Source organism: Pseudomonas wuhanensis (assembly GCF_030687395.1).
Taxonomy (GTDB): Bacteria; Pseudomonadota; Gammaproteobacteria; order Pseudomonadales; family Pseudomonadaceae; genus Aquipseudomonas; species Aquipseudomonas wuhanensis.
In genome coordinates, this window is the sequence record NZ_CP117430.1 from 3,596,689 (window position 1) to 3,620,475 (window position 23,787).

A 23,787-nucleotide genomic window follows, 5' to 3' on the forward strand; every position below is an offset into this window, starting at 1 on the left:
GGCCCCATCAACCGGGGCCTGCGGTCTATTGACGCACCAGGAACTTGAGATCGCTGGGGGCATCCATCGGCAGTTTCTGCACGGTTTTACCCAACAGACCGGTCTTGGCATCGCGCTCGACGACGACAATCTGGTTGCTCTTCTGGTTGGCAATCAGCACGAACTTGCCACTCGGGTCGAGACTGAACTCGCGCGGGTGATCACCGTCCACCGAGCGACGCTGAAGCTCCTTGAGGTGGCCCGTCGCCGGGTCGATGGCGAACACCAGCAACTGATTGGTGGTGCCACGGTTGCTGACGTAAAGGAACTTGCCGTCGGCTGAGGCGTGAAGCGCAGCCGCAGCCTTGCCCGATGTGGGCAGACCCGCCGCCAGATCGACCAACTGCGTTTGCTCAAGCTTGCCGTCCCGGTAATCGAACACCGCGACCTGCGCGCTCATTTCCATGGTCAGCCAGGCGTGTTTACCATCGGCGCTGAACAGCAAGTGTCGCGGGCCGCTGCCGGGTGGTAACTGAACGGACGCGGGCTTGGCGGCGGTCAATGGCAGTTCCGGATTGGCCTTGGGATCGAAGCGATAGACGAAAATCTTGTCCGCTCCCAAGTCGTTGGAAAACACATATTGGCCATCCGGCGATGAAACCACCGAATGCACGTGCGCCGACTTCTGCCGCTCAGGATTGACCCGGCTGGACGGATGACTGCTCATCTGCACGACGGGTTTGAGCTTGCCATCGGTGCCCACCGGTAACACCGCCAAGGTGCCGCCCGGGTCTTCGGCCACCGAGTAGTTGCTGACAAACACATGACTGGCGTCGCCGCTGACGCTCGAATGCGTCGGCTCGTTGCCCAGGGTTTGCACCTGACTGATCAGGCTCAACTCATGGGTCTTGGGGTCGATCGCATAGCTGCTGACACGCCCTACCGGATCGGCCTGGCCCGGACCGTTTTCGTTGACCGCGAACAGGCGCTGTTGATCCCTGGACACGGTCAGCCAGGACGGGTTGGCGCTCTTCACCACTTGCAGGGGTTTGGCGTCGATCTGCCCAGTGCGGCTGTCGAAACTCAGGCGATAAATACCCTGGCTCTGGCCGGCGGTGTACGAGCCCACCAGCAATTCGTAACTGTCGACCGGGGCCGCTTGCACGCCCATCGCGCCGACACTGCCGGCCATCAACAGTGGCCAGAGGTTACGCATCCTCATTCGTTTCGTCCTCGTCGTCCTGACCGCCGAATGCTTCCATGGGCACCAGCCGGTGCTCGCCGGAATCGCCGGTGATGATCCAGCTCTTCAAGTCGGGATCAAACGTCGCCGCCGCGATCTGCGCCATGCTGAACTCCCAGCGCTTGAGCGCCCGACCGTCCATGCATTCGATGTGCAGGTTATCGTCTTCATCGAGGGAGAAATCGAATGCGTGCAGCCCGTCGATCTCCAGCATGTCGCAGTGTTCGAGGGCGTTGATCAAGGTGTCGTTTACGGCAGTCATGGCAGTCAATCTTTGAATGGGAAAGTGGCAATGATAGCTCATTGTTGCAGCAGAACCCTGTGGGAGCGGGCTTGCCCGCGATAGCGACCTGTCTGGCACATCAATGGTGAATGTGCCGCCGTCATCGCGGGCAAGCCCGCTCCCACAGGGATTGTGATCAGCCGTCAGAGAGCATCACGCGATGGCTTGCCATCGACCAGGCGCTGGATGCGCAGCGGATTGCCATTCTTCAGCGCTTCCGGCAGCAGGCTGTCGGGGTAGTTCTGGAAGCAGACCGGGCGCAGGAAACGGTCGATGGCCAAGGTGCCCACCGACGTGCCTCGCGCATCGGAAGTCGCCGGATACGGCCCGCCATGAACCATCGACTCGCACACTTCCACGCCAGTCGGATAGCCGTTGAGCAGGATCCGCCCAACCTTCTGCTCCAGCAATGCCGTCAGCTCACCGAACTGTTCGAAGTCCGCCGGCTCACCAATGATCGTGGCCGTCAGTTGCCCATGCAGGCCGTTCAACGCGGCATTGAGTTGCGCCTGATCCGCCACTTCGACGAACACCGTGGTCGGGCCGAACACTTCCTCTTGCAGCACTTCATCGCCATCGAGCAACAGGCTCACATCGGCCTTGAACAGTTGCGGCTGCGCCTGATTGCCTTGTTGCGGGCTGCCGGCCAAATGCTCGATTTTCGGATGCGCGAGCAGCTTTTGCAGGCCCTTGCCATAGCTACTCAACGTACCGGCATTGAGCATGGTTTGCGCCGGCTGATCGCCAATCAGCCCCGCCACCTGCTGCACGAAGGCGCTGAACTGCGGCGAACGAATGCCGATCACCAACCCCGGATTGGTACAGAACTGCCCACAACCCTGCACAACCGAAGCTGTGAGGTCACGGGCGACACTTTCAGCCCGAGCTTCCAACGCTCGAGGCAGCATGATCACCGGGTTGATGCTCGACATCTCGGCAAACACCGGAATCGGCTGCGCACGTGCCGCGGCCATGTCGCACAGCGCCCGACCACCTTTCAGTGAGCCGGTAAAACCGACCGCCTGAATCGCCGGGTGCTTGACCAGCGCTTCACCGACCCCGCCGCCGTAGATCATGTTGAACACACCGGCGGGCATGGCGGTTTTCTCAGCAGCGCGGATCACGGCGTCGGCCACCCATTCAGCGGTTGCCATGTGGCCACTGTGCGCCTTGAACACCACCGGGCAACCGGCGGCCAATGCCGAAGCGGTGTCACCGCCTGCGGTAGAGAATGCCAGCGGAAAGTTACTCGCACCAAACACCGCGACCGGCCCGAGACCGATGCGGTACTGACGCAGGTCCGGACGTGGCAATGGCGTACGTTCAGGCAGCGCGCGATCAATCCGCGCCCCATAGAAATCACCGCGCCGCAGCACCTTGGCGAACAGACGCATCTGGCCGCTGGTGCGACCACGCTCACCCTGAATACGGCCGGCCGGCAACGCGGTTTCGCGGCAGACCACGGCGACAAAGTCATCGCCCAACGCGTCCAGTTCATCGGCAATCGCATCGAGGAATTGTGCACGTCGTTCGGCGCTCAGGCTGCGATAGGCCGGGTAAGCAGCGGCGGCGGCCTTCGCGGCGGCATCGACTTCTTCAAGGGTGGCCTGGTAGAAATCGTGAGGCAAAGCCTCGCCAGTGCTGGCGTCGACGCTCTGGAGTTTGACGATACCGGTAGCGCTGCGCTGTCCGCCAATGTAGTTGTGACCAAGAATCCGGGTCATGGGTGTCTCCTTAAAGTGTGCCGACGGTGCCGGGTTCGAACGCCGCTTCAACGGGCTCAATGCCGTTGATCAAAGGCGCACCGAACTCGGCCTGGCTGATCTCGAACACATCACCCGGTTGGGTGCGGATGCCGTCAGCGAAAGACAGGGTCGCGGTGCCGAAGAAGTGAATGTGCACATCGCCGGGGCGCAGAAACTGGCTGTATTTGAAATGGTGATACTCGAGGTTTTCCAGGCTGTGGCACATGTTCGCTTCGCCACTGAGGAACTCGTTCTGCCAGAGCACCTCACCGTCACGCAGGATGCGGCTGGTACCGGCCAGATGCTGAGGCAATTCGCCGACCCGAAGCTCCGGGCCATAGCTGCAACTGCGCAATTTCGAATGGGCCAGGTAGAGGTAATTCTTGCGCTCCATCACATGATCGGAGAACTCGTTGCCCACCGCGAAACCGAGGCGATACGGTTTGCCGTCGTGGCCGATCACATAGAGGCCGCTGAGCTCAGGCTCCTCCCCGGCATCTTCGGCAAACGGCGGCAGCGGGAACGGCTTGCCCGGTCGCACGACGATGCTGCCGTCGCCCTTGTAGAACCATTCTGGTTGCACGCCGGCCCGGCCGGTCGCGGGTTTACCGCCCTCCACGCCCCACTTGAAGATGCGCATGGTGTCGGTCATGGCGGTTTCGTCGCCGAACTGCTGATGCATTTTGTCCCGGGCCGACGCGCTGCCCAGATGGGTCAGGCCGGTGCCGCTGACCAGCATGTGCGCCGGGTCCGGGTGATCCAGCGGCGGCAGGATTTGCAGATTGGCCAGCAGCGCTGAATAGTCATGGCTGATGCCCAGACCCAAGGTTTGAACCTGCCGCTCAAGATTGACGCCCGCTTCGATTGCCGCCAGCGCCAGATCCCGCACCGAGCGCGCATCCTGCACTTCGCGCACCAGGCCCTGCTCGACCACGCCGACACGGCGTTCGCCGTTACTCAATTCGAACTGAACTAAACGCATGATTTTCTCCTGTAAAACAATTCTTCAAAACACCGAAAAACCCTGTGGGAGCGGGCTTGCCCGCGATGACGGCGGCACATTCACCATTGATGTGCCAGGCAGATTGCTATCGCGGGCAAGCCCGCTCCCACAGGGTCGGTGGTGCTGGCCTATTTCGTATCAGGTACGGGTAGCGCCCCGGGCGCTGGCGGCGAACTGCTCGGCCGGCAACACATGCTTGCGCTCCAGCAGGCGATAAACCACACCCGTCAGGATCAGGCCGAACACCATCACGCAGGACAGGAAGTACAGCCCCGACGCCAGATTGCCGGTGTATTCCTTCAGCGCGCCGATCACGAACGGACCGATGTAGCCGCCGAGGTTGCCCACCGAGTTGATCAAGGCAATGCCCGCCGCCGCACTGGCGCCGGCGAAGAAGCGACCCGGCAAGGTCCAGAACACCGCGGTGCAGGAAAACAGCGCAAACGCCACCAGGCACAGCGCCGCTAATTGCAACACCGGCACTGTCAGCCAGGCGCTGAGGAACAGACCGATGGCGCCCAACACATACAGCACCGCCAAATGACCGTAGCGATCATTCAAGCGATCTGAGCTGCGCGGAATAATCAGCAAACCGATGATCCCGAAGATGTACGGCACCGACGACACGAAACCGGTCACCACGTCAGTGCCACCGAACTGCTTGATCAACGTCGGCAACCACAAACCGAGACCGTAGATGCTCAGGGTCACCGGCAGATAGAACAGCGCCAGCAACAACACGCGTTTGTCCTTCAGCGCATGCAGCGGATTGCCATGGCGAGTCTGGCCGTACACCTCCAGGTCCTTTTTCAGCTCGCCGGTCAGCCAGTCTTTCTCGGCCTGGTCCATCCATTTCACCTGTTGCGGGCCGTCCGGCAAGTAACGCAGCACCGGCCAGGTCAGCAGGATTGCCGGCATGCCGATGACGATGAACAGCCACTGCCAGCCGTGCAGCCCAAGAATCCCGTCCATGCCCAGCAAGCCGCCGGACACCGGGCCGGTGATCATCATTGCGATGGGTTGGGAAAGGATGAACAACCCGAGGATCTTGCCGCGATGGCGGATCGGGAACCATTGGGTGATGTAGTACAAAACGCCCGGGAAGAACCCGGCTTCGGCCGCGCCGAGCAGAAAGCGCATCACATAGAAGCTGTTCGGTCCCTGGACGAACGCCATGCCGATGGTGATGGCACCCCAGGTGACCATGATCCGCGCGAACCAGCGCCGGGCGCCGAAGCGGTCGAGCATCAGGTTGCTGGGGATTTCCAGCAGGAAATAGCCAATGAAGAACAACCCGGCGCCAAGGCCGTAAGCCGCGTCACCCAGGCCAATGTCGGCGCCCATGTGCAGCTTGGCGAAACCTACCGCGGAGCGATCCACATAGGCGATCAGGTACAGCAGGATCAGGAAGGGAATCAGTTTCAGCGTGATGCGACGAATAAGCCGCAGTTCCTGGCTCATGAGTTCGGTCTCCGATTGTTGTTGTTATAGAACCTCGGGGGCCGCCTCTCGCCGAAAACTGCCAGGGCCATCCCTCCGTTGAAAACGACTATATAGTAATACTATTTAACCAACAACACTTCCAAACAGACGAAATTGCGCTTATGTTACGCCGTAGCTCGAACAATATAGTCATACAATAAGAGAACCGATCATGTCTGATAAGAAACCCACCCTGCGCTCCGCCCAATGGTTTGGCACCGCCGACAAGAACGGCTTCATGTACCGCAGCTGGATGAAGAATCAGGGCATCGCCGACCATCAGTTCCACGGCAAGCCGATCATCGGCATCTGCAACACCTGGTCGGAACTGACCCCGTGCAACGCGCATTTCCGCCAGATCGCGGAACACGTCAAACGCGGGGTGATCGAAGCCGGGGGCTTTCCAGTGGAATTCCCGGTGTTCTCCAACGGCGAATCAAACCTGCGCCCCACCGCGATGCTCACCCGCAACCTGGCGAGCATGGACGTCGAGGAAGCGATTCGCGGTAACCCGATCGATGGCGTGGTGCTGCTCACTGGCTGCGACAAAACCACTCCGGCGCTGCTGATGGGCGCGGCCAGTTGCGACGTGCCGGCGATCGTCGTCACCGGTGGGCCGATGCTCAACGGCAAGCACAAAGGCCAGGACATCGGCTCGGGCACGGTGGTTTGGCAGCTCAGCGAACAGGTCAAGGCTGGCACTATCACCATCGATGATTTCCTCGCGGCCGAGGGCGGCATGTCGCGCTCGGCCGGCACCTGCAACACCATGGGCACGGCCTCGACCATGGCCTGCATGGCCGAAGCGCTCGGCACTTCCCTGCCCCATAACGCAGCGATACCGGCGGTCGATGCGCGCCGTTATGTGTTGGCGCACATGTCCGGCATGCGTGCGGTGGAGATGGTGCGCGAAGACTTGAAGCTGTCGAAGATCCTCACCAAGGAAGCCTTCGAAAACGCCATCCGGGTAAACGCCGCCATTGGCGGTTCGACCAACGCGGTGATCCATTTGAAAGCCATCGCCGGGCGCATTGGTGTCGAACTGGACCTGGATGACTGGACCCGCATCGGTCGCGGCATGCCGACCATCGTCGATCTGCAACCCTCCGGGCGCTTCCTGATGGAAGAGTTCTACTACGCCGGTGGCTTGCCCGCGGTGCTGCGTCGCCTCGGCGAAGCCAACCTGATTCCCAATCCGAACGCCCTCACCGTCAACGGCAAAACCATCGGCGAAAACACCAAGGACGCACCGATTTACGGCCAGGACGAAGTGATCCGCACCCTCGACAACCCGATCCGCGCCGACGGCGGCATCTGTGTATTGCGCGGCAATCTGGCGCCATTGGGTGCGGTGCTCAAGCCCTCCGCCGCGAGTGCCGAATTGATGCAGCACCGTGGCCGTGCGGTGGTGTTCGAGAACTTCGACATGTACAAGGCGCGGATCAACGATCCAGAACTGGACGTGGATGCCAATTCGATTCTGGTGATGAAAAACTGCGGACCGAAGGGTTATCCGGGCATGGCCGAAGTCGGCAACATGGGTTTGCCGGCCAAGCTGCTGGCCCAGGGCGTGACCGACATGGTGCGGATTTCCGACGCACGCATGAGTGGCACTGCTTACGGCACTGTTGTTCTGCACGTTGCTCCGGAAGCTGCGGCCGGCGGGCCTTTGGCGACAGTGAAGGAAGGCGACTGGATCGAGCTTGATTGTGCCAACGGGCGTTTGCACCTGGACATTCCGGATACAGAGCTGGCGGCGCGCATGGCGGATCTGCAACCGCCGCAGCAGTTATTGGTGGGAGGCTATCGTCAGCTGTACATCGACCATGTGCTGCAGGCGGATCAGGGTTGCGACTTTGACTTCCTGGTTGGTTGCCGAGGGGCCGAGGTGCCGCGCCATTCTCACTAATCACCACAATCCCTGTGGGAGCGGGCTTGCCCGCGATAGCGGTGGATCAGTCGCCATCAATGTTGAATGTGATGGCCCCATCGCGGGCCCGCTCCCACAGGGATCTGCGTCTGTATCAGAATCTCGCGCTAGCGACCATCAATCGCCGCGCCTGCTATCATGCGCGGCACCCCATCGCACAGGATCGCGCCGTTCCCCATGGATTACCGCAAACCCTCCGACCGCAAAAGCATGCACTCGCGCATCGTCCAGGAACTGGGCATGCAGATCGTTTCGGGACGGTTCAAACCGGACGACAAACTGCCCGCCGAAGCCCTGCTGTGCGAGGAATACGCGGTCAGCCGGCCGGTCCTGCGCGAAGCCACTCGCGTATTGGTCGCCAAGGGCCTGGTGTATTCCCGCCCGCGGGTCGGCACGGTGGTCAAGCAGCGCAAGGAATGGCACATGCTCGACCCGGATGTGCTGCACTGGCTGATGCAAAGCAGCCCGCAAAATGAATTCTTTGATCTGCTGACCAGCGTGCGCAGCATCATCGAACCGGCCGCTGCCGCGTTGGCCGCGCAGTTCGCCACTGATGAAGACATTGCCTCCATCAGTGAAGCCTACCAACGCATGGAAGCGGCACCGACCCCGGAAGCGTTGTTGCAACCGGACCTGGATTTCCACAGCCGCATTGCCGACGCGACGCATAACGACTTGCTGGCGAACCTGTGCAACATGCTGTCGGTGGCGATTGCCGAAGCGTTGAAGCATTCCAACCAACGACCGAATCTGCATGAACTGGCGATGCCACGGCACAAGGCGATCCTGACCGCTATCGAGAATCGTGATGCGCTGGGCGCGCGGCATGCGACGCTGGTGCAGCTGGATGATGCGCGCAGTGCGTTGAATGTGGTGCTGGGAACCGATCCCTCATAACCACCACTAAATCCTGTGGGAGCGGGCTTGCCCGCGATTACGGAGTGTCAGTCGATATAGATGTTGAATGATCCGCCGCCATCGCGGGCAAGCCCGCTCCCACAGGGACTGATGTGAAGTTTGAGATGAAAAAAAGCCGCAACCTTGGTTGCGGCTTTTTCGTTTCAGCGACCGGTCAGTGAGCAAACAGCGAGTTGCCCTTCTGCCCTGCCAGTTTCTCCGGTTTGATCAGGAACCGCGCCAGCGCTGGCAGCAGCCACAGCGCGCCGAACATGTTCCAGAGCAGCATGAAGGTCAGCATCAGGCCCATGTCGGCCTGGAACTTGATCGCCGAGAAGATCCAGGTGCACACGCCGATCGCCAGGCACAGGCCGGTGAACAGCACAGCTTTACCGGTGGACTTCAGCGTCTGGTAGTACGCCTCTTGCAGCGGCAGACCGGCACGCAGGAAGCTTTCCAGACGGCTGTAGATATAGATCCCATAGTCCACGCCAATCCCCACCCCGAGCGCCACCACCGGCAAGGTTGCCACTTTCACGCCGATGCCCATGAACGCCATCAATGCGTTGCCGAGTACCGAGGTCAGCACCAGCGGCAACACGATGCACAAGGTCGCCGCCCAGGAGCGGAAGGTGATCATGCACATGGTCGCGACGCAGATGTACACCAAAATCAGAATGGTCAGTTCGGAGCGTTTGATCACCTCGTTGGTGGCCGCCTCGATCCCGGCGTTACCGGCGGCGAGGATGAATTCCAGGCCTTCCTTGTTGTTCTCTTTGGCGAAGTCCTGCACCGCATGCACGGCGCGGTCCAGGGTTTCGGCCTTGTGGTCGTTGAGGAACACCAGCACCGGCGCCAGGGAGCAATTGTTGTTGTACAGGCCATCAGCCCGGGCGATGGAGTTGTTCAGCACGTCCGGGTTGCGCGACAGGGTTTCCCATTTCAGGTTGCCCTCGTTCATGCCCTTGATCATCTGCTTGGACACGGTCACCAGCGAGATCGCCGACTGCACGCCCTCGGTGTTCTGCATTTTCCACATCAGCTCGTCGATCGGCGCCATGGCCTCATAACGCGAGCAACCTTCGGACTTGGTCTTGACCATCACCACCAATACGTCCGAACTGGTGGAGTAGTTGTTGATAATGAAACTGTTGTCCTTGTTGTAACGCGAGTCCGGACGCAGTTCCGGCGCGCCCTGGTCGAGGTCGCCGATCTTCAGGTTCTGGCTGTACCAGAGGCCACCACCGAAAGCGATCAGCGCCAGGGCAATGGAAATCGGGGCAACTTTAGGGCTGGCAAAGTTCGACAGCAGGCGCCAGAACGGATGTTCGCGGTGTGCGTCTTTCTTACTGCGTTCGACCGCGCGTTTGCTGATACCGACGTAGGAAATCGCCACCGGCAGCAGGATCAGGTTGGTGAACACGATCACCGCCACGCCGATGGAGGCGCCGATGGCCAGTTCACGGATTACGCCAATGTCGATGATCAACAGCGTGATGAAGCCCACCGCATCCGCGAGGATCGCGATCATTCCCGGCAGGAACAGCTGGCGGAATGTACGGCGTGCTGCTGTCAGCGCGTTCTCCGCCTCGCTGGACTGCAAGGCGATACCGTTGATTTTCTGCACGCCGTGGGAAATCCCGATGGCGAAGATCAGGAACGGCACCAGCATCGAGTACGGGTCAAGCCCGAAGCCGAAGAAGTGCATCAAACCCAACTGCCAGACCACCGCCACTAGCGTCGTGCTCAATACCGCCACAGTGCTGCGCATGCAGTGGGTGAACCAGTACAGCAGGATCAGGGTAATGACGAAGGCGACGCCGAAGAACATCACCACCATGACCAACCCATCGATCAGGTCGCCGACTTTCTTGGCGAACCCGACAATGTGGATCTTCACGTTGGGGTTCTGGGCTTCGAACTTGTTGCGGATCTTGTCTTCGAGTTCATGGGAGAACTTGCGGTAGTCCAGCGCCAGCAACTTGCCTTGATCCTGCGGGTCCGGGTAGGACTCCAGCAGCGGGATGTCGACGATGCTCGACTTGAAGTCGTTGGCCACCAGGCGCCCGACTTGCCCGGACTTGAGCACGTTGTTGCGCAGCAGGTCGAGGCTTTGCTGGGAGCCGTTATAGCTCTGGGGAATCACCTCACCACCGGCGAAGCCCTCCTCCGTCACCTCAGTCCAGCGCACGCTCGGGCTCCACAGCGACTTGAGGCCGGAACGGTCGACGCCGGAAATGTAGAACACCTCGTCGTTGATCTGACGCAGGGTCTCCATGTATTCCTTGGAGAAGATGTCGCCATCGGTGGCTTCCACGGAAATTCGCACCGTGTTGCCCAGGTTCGCCAGATCGTTGCGGTGCTCCATCATTTTTTCAATGAACGGATGCTCGAGCGGGATCATTTTTTCGAAACTGGTGGACGGCCGGATCAACGTTGCCTGCCAGAACAGGAAAATACTGACCAGCAGGCAGATGACGATCACCGCCGGGCGGTTGTTGAAGATCAGGCGTTCAAGAAACGTCGCCTTGTCCTGATGAGGAGTGCTTAAGGATGTCATAGACCCGCCTTCTTATTATTTGCCCGGCTCATTTGGACGACCCGTTTTTTCCATTCTCTGCACCGGTGGGCGAAGTGACGCGAACGCCACCCTGCCCGGCCAGGATCAGATTGCCGTTACCTGCCGCAGTCACCGCCGAAACGGAAATACGGTCCGGGCGGTTGAACACGCTGAAGGTTTCACCATCGTCGCTGCTGCGAATGATGCTGCCGCCGTTGCCGACGATCACGATGGAGCCGTCATCGAGCAATGTAGCGCCGGACAGGCCGAACTCCAGTGCGCCGCGTGCAGCCTTGAGTTCGACTTGTTCCCAGTTGCTGCCGAAATCCGTGGAGCGGTAAAGATTGCCCCGCAACCCGTAGGCCAGCAGCGTGGCCGGTTGCGCAGTGCCGATCACGCCGAACAGCGAGCCTTCGTAGGGGCCTTCAAGCCTTTCCCACGTCTGACCTTCATCGGAGGAGCGGAACATGCTGCCCTGCTCGCCGACGATGAAAATGCCGGAATCCTTGACCGCGGCAATGGCGTTGAGGTGGTACTGGTCTTCGTTGTCGAGGCGATCGCTGACGTTTTCCCAGTTTTTACCGCCGTCGGTGGTTTCCAGCAAGGCACCGTAAGCGCCCACGGCAAAGCCGCTGTTAACGTCCTTGAACCAGACGTCGAGCAGCGGCGATTCGCGTGTCAGGTCTTCGAATTGTTTGGTCCAGGTGATGCCGCCGTCTTCGCTGGCGAGGATCTGCGCGTCATGGCCAACGGCCCAGCCGTGCTTGTCATCGACAAAGAACACCGCCGTCAGCAGTTGCCGGGTCGGCACCTTGGCCTGGGTCCAGGTCACGCCCTGGTCATCGGAATACAGAATGTGCCCGCGATCACCGACCGCCACCAGGCGTTTGCCCGCGTGTACGACATCGAGCATCAGGCCTTTGCTGGCCTTGGCGGATTCAACGGAATAAACCACATCGGTGGCCGACGCGGCAGCGGCCAGCGCAGGCGCCGACAGCACGGTACAGCCCAACAGCGAGAGCGCTGTAGCCAGCAACGCGAACCTGCGTAACGCCGGCGGGCGGCAAATACTCACACCCATGACAGGCTCACTCATAGACCTTCCCCCATTATTATTGTTGGGTCGTTCAACCCTTCAGGGCGCCGTAAGGGGTGCTCACCGGGATTGCCCTATTCAGAAGCATAGTCCTGAAACCCGCAATCCAGAGCCCCTTCGGAAGCTGGCTTATCCTATCGGGGTTTGGAAAGGTCTGACAATCGACGCCACGTTATGTTTTGTTAACTGGAGGGGATAGGGGTTGTGGGTGAATGAGGAGGTATTCGGTGGGGTGATTGGGGTTTGGGGTTTTGTGTACATATCCGTTTTTGCGGTAACGGCGGCTATTGGTTCCGCTCTTACAGCGGGTCACTTTGGAAAAGCGCCAAAGTAACCAAAGCGCTTTTGCCCCTTTCGTTCGGTGCCTCGCTTAGGCTCGGCATGCCCTCGCTCCGGTCCTGCTCCGTGGGCCCGCCGCCATCGGCCATCCATGGCCGGGGGCGGCTAACCCGGCATCCATGCCGGGTTGCCCACTGCGCAGAACCTCCACTCGGCCTCTCGAGGGGGCGGTGGATCAAGATCAAAAGCTGCAGGCGAGCTAACGCTCGGCCTGTTGAGTGGTGAAAATCAGAGTGGATGTGCTCTGATTTTGGATGTGCTCTGATTTTTTGTGGGAGCTGGCTTGCCTGCGATAGCGGTCTGTCAGCCGACCAATCTTCCCCGGATATACCCAGTCCAACTGTGGGAGCGAGCCTGCTCGCGAAGCTGTTGATCTTGCCGTTGCCGTTGCCGTTGCCGTTGCTTTGGCTTTGGCTTTGGCTTTGGCTCTTGATCTTGATCTGTTGCCCCTTTCCCAGAGGCCGAACGCAGGTATTGCGCAGGGGGCACCGCGGCAAGGATGCCGCGGTAGCCGCCCCCGGCCATGGATGGCCGATGGCGGCGGGCCCCCGGAGCAATGCCGGAGTGAGGGCATGGCGAGCCTAGGCGAGGCACCGAATGGAGGGGCAAAGCCTTTTGGTTCCTTTTCGGCGTTTGGAAAAGGGACTCGCTGTAAAAGCGAAACCGCCAGCGGCCGTGACCGCAGAAACGGATATGTACACCATCAAAAATCCCGGTCGGCTATCAGGCCGCCATCGCAGGCAAGCCAGCTCCCACAATTTGATCGGTGTACATCTGCAAGAGACAGGTCGGCTATCAGGCCGCCTTCGCGAGCAAGCCCGCTCCCACAGGGGTCCGAGTGAACCCTGCGGGAGCAAGGCCAAACTCAGGCCAGGCTTTTGCTGACCACTTCAAACACATCGCTGGACAGCTGCCCCGAAGCGCGAATCCGCTCCAGCTCACCTTTCATCAACGCCTGACGAGCGTCGTCGTATTTGCGCCACCGGGTCAGCGGAGCCAACTGCCGAGAGGCGATCTGCGGGTTAAACCCGTTCAACTCGATCACCAGATCCGCCAGGAACCGATACCCGGAACCGTCGGCCGCGTGGAAGTTGATCAGGTTCTGCCCGGCAAACGCGCCGATCAGCGCCCGCACCTTGTTCGGGTTCTTGATGGTGAACGCCGGGTGTTGCATCAAGGCTTTGACTCGCTCCAGACCACCGGGCAACGTGCTGCCCGCCTGGACACTGAACCACTGATCCATAACCAGCGGATTGTCCTTGAAGTGCTCGGCGAAGGTCGCCAATGCCGTGGCTTTCTGCTCTTCGAACGGCGAATTCACCAGCACCGCCAACGCCGTCAGACGCTCGGTCATGTTGTCGCTGGTGTCGAACTGCTCAAGGGTCGCCGACAGAACTTCCGGCTTGCCGCTGAGCATCAGGTAAGACAGTGCAATGTTTTGCAGCGCGCGGCGGGCGAAATGCTCGGCCTCGGCCACATACGGGGTTTTCTTCGACAGATCGCGGTTGGCCTGATAACGCAGCCACAAGGCCTCGAACAAACCTTCAGCCAATTGCTTACGGGCAAACTCGCGAGCCGTGTGAATGGCGTCGACGTCAGCCACTTCACTGATCTCGGTCAGATACGCCTCGCCCGGCAACGAGAGCATTTCGGCGACCATCGCCTGATCCAGTGTCTCATCGGACAGCACGGTACGCAGTGCTGAAACCAAACGCTGATCCAGCACCAGCGTCTCACCCTTCTGTTGCTGTTCGATCAACTCTTGCAGCACCTGCACCGACAATTGCTGACCGGCATCCCAGCGGTTGAATCCGTCGCTGTCGTGCTGCATCAGGAACATCAGCTGATCGCGGTCGTACGGGAAGCTCAGTTTCACCGGCGCCGAGAAGCCACGCAGCAACGAAGGCAGCGGCTTTTCAGCAATGTCGATGAAGGTGAAGGTCTGCTCGGCTTCAGTCACCGAAATAACCCGCGATGTGCCTTGAGCACTGGCTTCACCGGCAAGACGCAGGGCAATTTCGACGCCCTTGCTGTCCAGCAGACCCAATTCAACCGGAATCACGAACGGCAGCTTCTCAACCTTGTCCGGGGTTTCCGGGCAGCTCTGGCGGAAGGTCAGGCTGTAGGTTTTCGCAGCGGCGTCGTAGGACTCGCTTACCACCAAACGTGGGGTGCCGGCCTGGCTGTACCAGCGTTTGAACTGGGTCAGGTCAACGCCGTTGGCATCTTCCATGGCCTTGATGAAGTCATCGCAGGTCACGGCCTGGCCGTCATGGCGCTCGAAGTACAGGTCGCTGCCTTTGCGGAAACCGTCAGCGCCAAGCAAGGTGTGGATCATGCCGACCACTTCCGAACCCTTTTCGTACACGGTCAGGGTATAGAAGTTGGAAATCTCGATGAAGCTGTCCGGGCGCACGGCGTGGGCCATCGGGCCGGCGTCTTCGGCGAACTGGTGGGTGCGCAGGTACGCCACGTCCTGGATGCGCTTGACCGTGGCCGAGTTCATGTCGGCCGAGAACTCCGAATCCCGGAACACGGTGAAGCCTTCTTTCAGCGACAGCTGGAACCAGTCGCGGCAGGTCACGCGGTTGCCCGACCAGTTGTGGAAGTATTCGTGAGCGACAATCGCCTCGACCCGCTGGTGCGCGGCGTCGGTCGCGGTTTCGGCGCGGGCCAGCACGGCGCTGGAGTTGAAGATGTTGAGGCCCTTGTTCTCCATGGCGCCCATGTTGAAGTCGTTGACCGCGACGATCATGAAGATGTCCAGGTCGTACTCGCGACCGTAAACCTCTTCGTCCCAGCGCATGGATTTCTTCAGGCTGTTCATGGCGTGTTGGCACTTGTCGATGTTTTCCGGCTCGACGTAGATGCGCAGCGCCACGGAGCGCTCGGTCATGGTGGTGAAGGTGTCTTCGACGCACCACAGGTCACCGGCCACCAGCGCGAACAGGTACGCCGGTTTCTTGAATGGGTCTTCCCAGGTCGCCCAGTGCCGGCCGTCTTCGCCGGGCCCTGAGGCAATCGGATTGCCGTTGGACAGCAGCACCGGATAGCTGTGCTGTTCGGCGACCACCGTGGTGGTGAACGTGCTCATCACGTCCGGGCGGTCGAGGTAATAGGTGATCTTGCGGAAACCTTCGGCTTCACACTGGGTGCAGAACATGGTGCCGGATTTGTACAGGCCTTCCAGGGCGGTGTTGGTTTCCGGGTGGATCCGGACGCTGGTGTCGACCGTGAAGCTTGTGTCGGTCGGTTGCAGGGTCAGGTGGTTCTCGGTCAACTGGTAGTCGGCGGCGCTCAGCTCACGGTCGGCCAATGTCACCGACAGCAGCTCGAGTTGCTGGCCGTCCAGCACCAGCGGCGGCAAGCCCGGGCCACGTTCAGGATTGCGGCGCATCACCAGTTGCGCATGGACCAGGCTGTGGTCCTCGAACAACTCGAAGGTCAGGTGCGTCTCGTCGATCAGGTACTCGGGGGCCTGATAGTCCTTCAGGTAGATCATCTTCGGTTGTTCGGTGCGCATGCTGGAGTCCTTACTGATGCACGGCGAGCTGGTAGGCCGTGTATTTACGAATATTGATCACGCCGGTGTCGAAAATCAGGTACTGGCCCTTGATCCCCAGCAGCGTGCCTTCGGCAATCGGGTTCTTGTCCAGGTTGAAGCTGACGATTTTGGCCGGATACTGCTCGACCGGATAGCGGATTTCCAGAGGTTCGACATCGGTAATCGTCTGGATTGCTTGTAGGCCGAATCGTTCCTGCAAACTGTGCAAACCTTCGGCGCAGCTTTCAAACAACTGATCGCGAACCTGTGCCAGGTCCACCGACACCGCATCGCCCTTGAGCAAAGCACGCCAGTTGGTCTTGTCGGCCACCTGGCTGCGGAACAGGTCTTCGACGAAGCCCGACTGCTGGCGGGTCGAGACGCGCACGATCGGCAAGGCCTGGCTGGCACCCTGATCGAGCCAGCGGGTCGGCAACTGGGTGGCGCGGGTAATGCCGACCTTGATTCCCGACGAATTGGCCAGGTACACCACATGATCGGTCATGCAGAATTTTTCGCCCCACTCCGGCTCCCGGCAAGTGCCGGCTTCATAGTGGCAACGTTCCGGACTCATGATGCAGATATCGCACTGGGCCAGTTTGGTCATGCACGGGTAGCAGTAACCCTGGCTGAAACTGGTTTTGGTCTTGCGTCCGCAATGGGTGCAGTGGATCGCCCCCAGGTATTCCAGGCGCACCGTGGTGCCGATCAACGGATTGACCGGTACCTCGGCGTCACCCAGACGAAAAGCGTACTGAACGTTCGACCCGTCAAGGCGTGCCGACATTTTGCTGATTGCACCGCGGCCAATCTCGATCAATGGATGGCATCCGATTTGAACAGAATGTTTGGCACTTCAATCGACTTCGACTCGCATTCCTGCGGGCCCATGTAGCCGGTGCGCTCTTCCTCGGGCAGGTTCTGGATTTCCCAGGCGATCATCGCTTGCAGGGACAGCTCGCGCTGCTCGGCGGTGAGTTTGCCACCGTCGGACCATTTGCCGATTTCCACCGCCAGTTTCAGGCTCTGGTAGATATCCGGGGTGATGTTTTTGATCATTTCGTTAAAAGAGGACATCAAGGGCTCCGCGCTCTTCATTCATAACTGTTTTAGACGGCCAGTTTACGGCGGTTGTACAAACCGCCCAACAAACCGGTGAAGCATCCGATGAGTAACCCGCTGACGTGGGCCGCGTTGGCAATCTGGCCAAAGCCGATCATAGAGACCAGCCCCGACAGGCACACCAGCAACCACACCAGCATCATCACCAACACCCCTCGGGGCAGGCGATACGCCGGGTTCGGCGACAGAACCTGGAAAATCCAGCAATGCCCGAGCAGGCCGTACAGCACCCCGGACAACCCGCCAAACAGGCTCGGGCCGCTGAAAAGGTATTGGGTATAGTTGGACACCAGGCTGAACAGCAGCGTCAGGCCGATCAGGTTGATGCTGCCCTGACGCGACTCGATACGCCGCCCCAGCTCCCAGTACCACATGCCGTTCATGGCCAGGTGCAGAATGCCGAAGTGGATCAGCATCGGCGTCACCAGACGCCACCACTGCCCCGCCGCCAGGCTGTCGGCCAATGGCGTGAAATGGATGTATTCGCCGACCACACGGAAATCGAGGAAGGTCAGCCAGCGTATCGTCTCGAGGTTATCGCCGAGCAGCGTCACCATGGCGACGATCAGGGTCAATAGCAGCACCAACGCCGTAGCCTTGCTGTGGCGCAATTGCTCGACGAAGCCCGGACGCTGCAGGGTCTGCGTCATCGGAATATCCAGTTGCTGATCGGGGTCGCCCGCCGGAAAGCGTTCGTACAATGAACGTACGTCTTCGCTGATGTTGGCCGGTACCCACAGCACTTGCTCGCCCGCCTCTTCGCTGACCCGATGAGGCACTTGCATGCGCTGCAGCAGTTTGACGAACCCGCTCAAATCCACCGCCAGAGGCAGACGCAATACCGCCACCGCCGTCATCGCAACACCTCCGGCCGCTCGACATCGACCCAGACAAATTTATGCGGGTCGAGACGGGTTTCCTGATCCAGACGATAAGCGACCAGTTTGCCGTAGAGCACCGCGCTGTAATCCAGGCACGCCAGGTTCGGGCGGATCGGCGCCGGTTTGCCGCTGCGCCAGTAGTGGCCGACGAACAACAGCGGCTCATCGACGCCATAGCGCAGCAAGTTGTCTTTTTCGGTGGAGGACAGTGGCGTGCGGGCCACCGGCTCAGGCAAGGCGTCGGGTTGAAACACGATGTCTCCGTAGGTTTGCGGGTCGTCTTCCCAGAACTTGGTGCGGAAAAACGAACGCGTCAGGCCGTCGCCGCTGGTCATGGTCAACCCGTGGGGCAAGCGCATGTCGGTGCCGCGCAACAGGCGATCGAACACGGTGCAGGCAAAACTGCCCGGCACCGCGGAGGCCTGGAGGAAATGCTCATCGATGCAACCGTCGGGGAACAAGCCGCGCAACGGTTCGATCAGGCCGGCATCCCAGCAGGCATGCACCACGCGGAAACGCTCGGCATCGACAAACAATGGCAGTTCATAGAACCATTGCAGAAAGTCGTGCCAATCCTGGGGGTGATCTTCGAACTGGGTCAGGGTTTCATGGAGCAGGCGGGCGTGGCGTGGCGTGTGTTCGCGCACGAACTGCTGGCCGCTGCCCGGCAACGCCGGAGTGCTCCAGCCGAGGGCGTTGAATTCATGGTTGCCCATGATGCACAGCGCCTGACCGGCCTCGACCATGTCGTGGACGATGTGCAGCGCCTCGCGAATCCGCGGGCCGCGGTCGATGATGTCGCCGAGGAACACCGCCATGCGCGACGGATGCCGCCAGACACCACCGTGTTTTTGATAACCGAGCCGGTCGAGCAAGTGCTCAAGGGTCAGAGCGCAACCGTGCACGTCACCGATCAGGTCGTAGCTACGCGCGGGATCGAGCATCAGTCGCCTCCACCACCCAACTTGCTGCCCCAGCCGAGTTTGGTCCGGCAGACTTCATAGTAGTTGTGGTCGAGCGGGTGAATCAGCCGCAGTTTCTGCGCTTTCTTGCTGATGGTGATGGTGTCACCGGGCGCGCAGGTGAAGTGATTCTGCCCGTCACAGGAAACTTGCGGGTAAATCTGCATATCTTTGGACACGACGATTTTCAGCTCACTGTTGCCATCGACCACAATCGGCCTGCCTGACAAGGTATGGGGGTACATCGGCACAATCACAATAGCGTCGAGCTTGGGATGCATGATCGGGCCGCCCGCCGACAACGCGTAAGCGGTCGAACCGGTCGGCGTGGCGACGATCAGACCGTCGGCCTTCTGGCTGCAGACGAACTGGCCGTCGATGTACAACTCGAACTCGATCATCCGCGTCGATTTGCCGGGGTGCAGCACCACGTCGTTCAGCGCATCGCCCTGGCCGATGGCCTCGGCGTGACGCCGGACTTCGGCTTGCAGCAGGAAGCGGTTTTCCACCAGGTAGTGGCCGTCGAGCACTTCGGCGACTTTGACTTCCAGCTCATCGGGGCGAATATCGGTGAGGAACCCCAGGCTGCCCCGGTTGATGCCGAGCACCGGAATATTGTGTCGGGCCAGCGCCCGGGCGGCGCCCAGCAGGCTGCCGTCACCACCGACCACAATCACCATGTCACACACTTCACCGAGCATCTTGCGCGACGAAGTTTGCAGGCCATGACCCGGCAGGACTTCGGCGATGGTGTCTTCGAGGATCACATGCAGGTGACGATCGAGCAGAAACCGTTTCAGTCGGCGGACGGTATCCAGCACCTGAGAACTGCCCAGGCGACCGATGATGCCGATATTACGAAATTGCTCCATGGGGCTCCTATTGGGACGCGGAGGGCCTGCGACGGCGAAAAACACGATTATGGGCGAAAGCGCGGCGTAGACAAAACCCTTTCAGCCACGACGGTGCGCTCGCGTTTCGGGCTATGCTCGCAAGATGATCCTATTTCCAGATTTGCTCCAGTTACCTCACCAGTTGCGCCACCCTGAAGTGCGCGACCTGGCCTGGGTCATCCTCGCGCCGCCAATGCTCAGCGTCACCCCGTGGCCGCAGCGTCATCCGCTGGCCGGCAGCGACTGGGTGCAGGCACCGGAGCGCCTGGAACACTGGCTCAGGCAACTGGATCGCGACAGCTACGATTTGCTGCACTGGCTGGCTCAGGCCAGGACCCGGCGGCTGGGTTTGTACTACGAGCGCCTGTGGCAATACGCCGTGCGGCACGCGCCGGGCATCGAACTGATTGCCGCCAACATGCCGATCCGCCGTGAAGGCCACACCTTGGGTGAACTGGACATGCTGCTGCGTGATCGCGACGGCGTGCATCACCTGGAACTGGCGATCAAGCTCTATCTTGGGCCACAAAATGGTGACGGCCATGACACCGCGCAGTGGCTCGGACCGGGTTGTCATGATCGGCTGGACCGTAAACTGAAGCACCTGAGCCAGCATCAATTACCGATTTCCGCGCGGGCGGAAAGCCGTGCAGTGCTGGCGTCGCTGGATATCCAGGAGTTCAGTGCGCATCTGTGGCTGGGCGGTTATCTGCTCTATCCGTGGCCAGGGCTGACCGAACCACCGAGCGGCGCACACCCTCAGCATCTGCGCGGTAGCTGGCTACATCAGAAGGACTGGGCGGACTTTGTCGTGCAGCGTCCATCCGGCCGCTGGCAACCCCTGCCCCGCCACGCCTGGCTGGCGCCGGCGCACTATCCCGAGGAGCAAACCTGGAACGCTGGACAGCTGAGTGCATGGCTGAGCGATCTGGACCCGCTGGCACCGGCGCAATTGATGGTGCGGCTGACAGAACGTACGAACGGGAATTGGGAAGAGGCGGAGCGGCTGTTTCTGGTGTCCGATCTTTGGCCGAATGTGCCGGGTAATGGTTGAGTTTTTGTGGTGAATGGACGGCCCCTATCGCGGGCAAGCCCGCTCCCACAGGGTTTAGTGTGATCCTGTGGGGGGCGGGCTTGCCCGCGATAGCGGTATTTCAGGCGACATCAATGCTGACTGTGCCGCCGTCTTCGCGAGCAAGTCGAATCGTCGCACCGCCGCTCCCGCAGGGATTGTGGCTGGCCTCAGGAACTAATTAATGCCACGTAAACGGGTCATTGCTTTTTATGCTGCTCAACCCACTGCGCATACGCGTCGATGAATTTCTGCAAGAACGGCCTGACCGACTCCGACAACTTGCCCGTCTCGTCGAACGCTGAACCGGCGCCGCCCAGGTAGGCTTCCGGCTGCTGCATGCACGGCACATTGAGAAACACCATCGACTGCCGAATATTGTGGTTGGCGCCAAATCCGCCGACGGCACCTGGTGAAACGCTGATCACCGCACCCGGCTTGCCGTTCCAGGCGCTCTTGCCGTAGGGGCGCGACCCCACGTCGATCGCATTCTTCAACGGCGCCGGTACCGAACGGTTATATTCCGGGGTCACGAACAGCACCGCGTCGGATGAACTCACTTGTTGTCGGAAAGTGCTGTAGGCTGCCGGCGGTGATTCGCCATCGATGTCTTCGTTGTAGAGCGGTAAATCGCCGATTTCGACGATATTCAGCTTCAGATTGGCAGGCGCCAGCTCGGCCAGCGCCAGCGCGACCTTGCGGTTGATCGACGCTTTTCTCAGGCTGCCGACCAGAACGGCGATCTCGTAGACGTTGCTCATGGAAGATTCTCGACTGTCCGATGGGAAGAGCTTCTAGTTATAGATGATCAAATGACGATTCAACCAGCGGGCGATGGAAAATCGCCGCCCCTGACTATTTTTTTCCTGTAGGAAAACTTACCTCGCCCAACCACGGTCTACAGAACCGCAAATTGAGTGATTTATCTCCAGAGGTTCTAAGCAGATGGCAGCAGTACTCGTCGGTCAGTTCCATGCAAGAGACGCGGAAGGCCGTGTTTATTCCGTGCATGAGTTCCAGGAATCCACCCTGTCGCACGACGGCCTCGCCGGCTCGGTGCCTGTCACCACCTATAAACTGGCCATTGGCGACCGAGTCAACAAACTCGACGATAACGAGTTTGTGCTGGTGCAAACCGGCGTCACCCTCATTCGCGAACCTGAAACGAACGTCGCTTCATAACCCGCTGTTATGAGCAGAAGTCATATGCGCGCACTTGAGTTAGGATTCAGTGACTGACTCCCTCACCTGCTGAACATGGACTTCACGCATGCGTTTACGTCATATCGAAGTGATCCAGGCGCTCCTGCAGACCGGTCACCTGGGCACCGCCGCCGAATGGCTGCAGCTGCCGGTGGCCGAGGTTGAACGCACGCTGCGTGATGCCGAGGATCAGTTGGGTTTCATGCTGTTTGCCAGCGTGCGTGGTCGTCTGCAAGCCACGCGCGAGGCGCGGGAGCTGCAAGTCGAGTTCGCCCACGTCTACGAAGCCCTCGAACCGGTCCAGCGACTGGCCAGCAGCCTCAAGCAATATTTGGCCCCGCCCCTGCGAATCATCTGCACCCCGCCCTTGGCACAACAACTGTTGCCACACAGCATCGCGGCCCTGCGCCGACGCCTCCCCGATGCACCTTGCACCCTCCTGAGCCAGCCGACCCGCGAGATTGTCAGAAGCCTGCTGCTGCGTGAAAGCGATCTGGGCCTGAGCCTGCATGACCCGGACCACGCCGACATCCATTGCCAGGTCATCGCCCAGGGCAAGCTCCAGCTGCTGGCGCCCCATGGCTGGCTGCAACCGAAACAGAAGTACATCTCGCTGCAGGACCTTGCCGGCCAGTCGATGGTTGGCCTGGAAGGTCACGATCCGTTAAGCCCGGCGCTGGACAACAAGCTGCATGCGCTGCGCCCTGCCCCGGTCATCCAGACCCGGGTCCAGACTCATCAGATGATGCGCAGCATGGTCGAGGCCGGTGAAGGCCTGGCGATCGTCGACCCGTTTACCGCCCTCGGCGCCAAGTCGGCCGGGCTCGATGCCTGTCCGCTGGCACCTGCCGTGCCGATCAGCGTGTATGCCTTGAGCCTCAAGACCGCCGAGCCCTCTTCGGCCGTTCAGGCGCTGCTGGACATCATCACGGAACAAGCCGTGGCGATGCTGGCGAGCTGAGCGGGCTTTCCAGCGGATTATCGAACAGCCGATACCAGAACAGCGCCACCTCAGCGGTATTCGGATCGATTCCGCGGTAGCGCAGATGATCGATCCCGCCCACCACATAGCCACAGCGCTCATAGAGCCGGCAGGCCCCCAAGTTGTTGTTCTGGGTTTCGAGCATGATGCCCGGCAGTTTTTTCTTGCGACTCCAGAACTGCGCCACATCCAGCAGCGCCTTGGCCACGCCATGACGGCGCGCCGGAGCATGCACCGCCAATTCATCGATATGGGCGAAGCCGTTCCAGTTGGTGCTGACCACCAGGTGACCTACCGGCTCGTCGTCCAGATAAGCCATGAAAATCTCACTGTCGGCGGCGTCGCGAAAACTGCTGAATTCCTCGGGATCGATGCCGTAACACTTGCGATACGGGATGATTGGCGTCACCGGCCACTGCGCCACCGGCTTACCGACTTGTGCGGCACCATAGGCGGCGACTTCAAAACTGAAATCACTGCCCCAGATATAAGCCGCAAACCCCTCATCGGCGACACGCACCGACAGGCCTGGGTATTTGGGATTCATGACGGGTTGCATACTCGCAAAGGT

20 protein-coding genes are annotated in these 23,787 nt (G+C 60.4%); 5 read left to right on the forward strand and 15 right to left on the reverse strand.

Features of this window, described 5'->3' with window-relative positions; genetic code table 11:
- Nucleotides 1–25: 25 nt before the first annotated feature.
- The 5 genes from PSH88_RS16330 to PSH88_RS16350 all read right to left on the reverse strand — a co-directional run bounded on the left by PSH88_RS16330 (nucleotide 26) and on the right by PSH88_RS16350 (nucleotide 5,714).
- Nucleotides 26–1,195 carry a lactonase family protein gene (locus tag PSH88_RS16330; RefSeq protein WP_305421533.1) on the reverse strand — a complete coding sequence of 390 codons (1,170 nt, stop codon included), beginning with the start codon at nucleotides 1,193–1,195 and terminating at the stop codon, nucleotides 26–28.
- Nucleotides 1,188–1,484, reverse strand: coding sequence for a DUF5629 family protein (locus PSH88_RS16335; protein WP_305421534.1), 297 nt, complete (start codon nucleotides 1,482–1,484; stop codon nucleotides 1,188–1,190). Before PSH88_RS16335 ends, PSH88_RS16330 begins: the two co-directional genes overlap by 8 nt.
- 164 nt (nucleotides 1,485–1,648) lie before the next feature.
- Nucleotides 1,649–3,229, reverse strand: a complete 1,581-nt coding sequence (locus PSH88_RS16340; RefSeq protein ID WP_305421535.1) for an aldehyde dehydrogenase (NADP(+)) — start codon at nucleotides 3,227–3,229, stop codon at nucleotides 1,649–1,651.
- Nucleotides 3,230–3,239: 10 nt separating this feature from the next.
- Entirely contained in the window at nucleotides 3,240–4,232 is a 993-nt protein-coding gene (araD1, locus tag PSH88_RS16345; protein WP_305421536.1) for an AraD1 family protein, read from the reverse strand.
- Between the two features lie 159 nt (nucleotides 4,233–4,391).
- The gene (locus PSH88_RS16350; RefSeq protein WP_305421537.1) at nucleotides 4,392–5,714 is read right to left on the reverse strand and encodes an MFS transporter; all 1,323 of its coding nucleotides are present in this window, start codon (nucleotides 5,712–5,714) and stop codon (nucleotides 4,392–4,394) included.
- Nucleotides 5,715–5,907: 193 nt separating this feature from the next.
- Between PSH88_RS16350 and PSH88_RS16355 the strand changes: the two genes are divergently transcribed.
- Entirely contained in the window at nucleotides 5,908–7,644 is a 1,737-nt protein-coding gene (locus tag PSH88_RS16355) for an IlvD/Edd family dehydratase (RefSeq protein WP_305421538.1), read from the forward strand.
- 198 nt (nucleotides 7,645–7,842) lie between these two features.
- On the forward strand, nucleotides 7,843–8,562 hold the full coding sequence (locus tag PSH88_RS16360; RefSeq protein ID WP_305421539.1) for a FadR/GntR family transcriptional regulator: 720 nt from the start codon (nucleotides 7,843–7,845) through the stop codon (nucleotides 8,560–8,562).
- A gap of 175 nt (nucleotides 8,563–8,737) precedes the next feature.
- Here the strand turns inward: PSH88_RS16360 and PSH88_RS16365 are convergent, their stop codons facing one another.
- From PSH88_RS16365 to PSH88_RS16400, 8 genes are all read right to left on the reverse strand, one after another.
- Nucleotides 8,738–11,122: an efflux RND transporter permease subunit gene (locus PSH88_RS16365; protein WP_305421540.1), complete on the reverse strand. Its 2,385-nt coding sequence runs from the start codon at nucleotides 11,120–11,122 to the stop codon at nucleotides 8,738–8,740.
- A 28-nt stretch (nucleotides 11,123–11,150) separates the two neighbouring features.
- Nucleotides 11,151–12,218, reverse strand: coding sequence for a WD40/YVTN/BNR-like repeat-containing protein (locus PSH88_RS16370; RefSeq protein WP_305421541.1), 1,068 nt, complete (start codon nucleotides 12,216–12,218; stop codon nucleotides 11,151–11,153).
- A gap of 1,204 nt (nucleotides 12,219–13,422) precedes the next feature.
- Entirely contained in the window at nucleotides 13,423–16,080 is a 2,658-nt protein-coding gene (pepN, locus tag PSH88_RS16375; RefSeq protein ID WP_305421542.1) for an aminopeptidase N, read from the reverse strand.
- A gap of 10 nt (nucleotides 16,081–16,090) precedes the next feature.
- The gene (locus PSH88_RS16380; RefSeq protein ID WP_305421543.1) at nucleotides 16,091–16,921 is read right to left on the reverse strand and encodes a DUF2797 domain-containing protein; all 831 of its coding nucleotides are present in this window, start codon (nucleotides 16,919–16,921) and stop codon (nucleotides 16,091–16,093) included.
- A complete protein-coding gene (locus PSH88_RS16385; protein ID WP_038984092.1) occupies nucleotides 16,918–17,178 on the reverse strand; it encodes a YeaC family protein in 261 nt (86 codons plus the stop codon). Before PSH88_RS16385 ends, PSH88_RS16380 begins: the two co-directional genes overlap by 4 nt.
- A gap of 32 nt (nucleotides 17,179–17,210) precedes the next feature.
- On the reverse strand, nucleotides 17,211–18,080 hold the full coding sequence (locus PSH88_RS16390; RefSeq protein WP_305421544.1) for a rhomboid family intramembrane serine protease: 870 nt from the start codon (nucleotides 18,078–18,080) through the stop codon (nucleotides 17,211–17,213).
- Nucleotides 18,077–19,051, reverse strand: a complete 975-nt coding sequence (locus PSH88_RS16395) for a metallophosphoesterase (protein ID WP_305427008.1) — start codon at nucleotides 19,049–19,051, stop codon at nucleotides 18,077–18,079. The genes PSH88_RS16390 and PSH88_RS16395 overlap by 4 nt, the downstream gene beginning before the upstream one ends.
- A complete protein-coding gene (locus PSH88_RS16400) occupies nucleotides 19,048–19,938 on the reverse strand; it encodes an NAD(+) kinase (protein ID WP_007906781.1) in 891 nt (296 codons plus the stop codon). The genes PSH88_RS16395 and PSH88_RS16400 overlap by 4 nt, the downstream gene beginning before the upstream one ends.
- A 124-nt stretch (nucleotides 19,939–20,062) precedes the next feature.
- Here PSH88_RS16400 and PSH88_RS16405 point away from each other — a divergent pair, with 124 nt between their 5' ends.
- On the forward strand, nucleotides 20,063–21,013 hold the full coding sequence (locus tag PSH88_RS16405) for a DUF1853 family protein (RefSeq protein ID WP_305421545.1): 951 nt from the start codon (nucleotides 20,063–20,065) through the stop codon (nucleotides 21,011–21,013).
- A gap of 218 nt (nucleotides 21,014–21,231) precedes the next feature.
- Here PSH88_RS16405 and PSH88_RS16410 read toward each other — a convergent pair whose 3' ends face one another.
- Nucleotides 21,232–21,792 (reverse strand): NADPH-dependent FMN reductase, encoded by a 561-nt coding sequence (locus PSH88_RS16410; protein ID WP_305421546.1) that lies wholly within the window; start codon nucleotides 21,790–21,792, stop codon nucleotides 21,232–21,234.
- A 184-nt stretch (nucleotides 21,793–21,976) separates the two neighbouring features.
- Here PSH88_RS16410 and PSH88_RS16415 point away from each other — a divergent pair, with 184 nt between their 5' ends.
- Nucleotides 21,977–22,213, forward strand: coding sequence for a hypothetical protein (locus tag PSH88_RS16415; protein WP_305421547.1), 237 nt, complete (start codon nucleotides 21,977–21,979; stop codon nucleotides 22,211–22,213).
- 88 nt (nucleotides 22,214–22,301) lie between these two features.
- The gene (locus PSH88_RS16420; RefSeq protein WP_305421548.1) at nucleotides 22,302–23,195 is read left to right on the forward strand and encodes a LysR family transcriptional regulator; all 894 of its coding nucleotides are present in this window, start codon (nucleotides 22,302–22,304) and stop codon (nucleotides 23,193–23,195) included.
- Here the strand turns inward: PSH88_RS16420 and PSH88_RS16425 are convergent.
- Nucleotides 23,161–23,775 (reverse strand): GNAT family N-acetyltransferase, encoded by a 615-nt coding sequence (locus PSH88_RS16425; RefSeq protein ID WP_305421549.1) that lies wholly within the window; start codon nucleotides 23,773–23,775, stop codon nucleotides 23,161–23,163. The genes PSH88_RS16420 and PSH88_RS16425 overlap by 35 nt on opposite strands.
- Nucleotides 23,776–23,787: the final 12 nt, after the last annotated feature.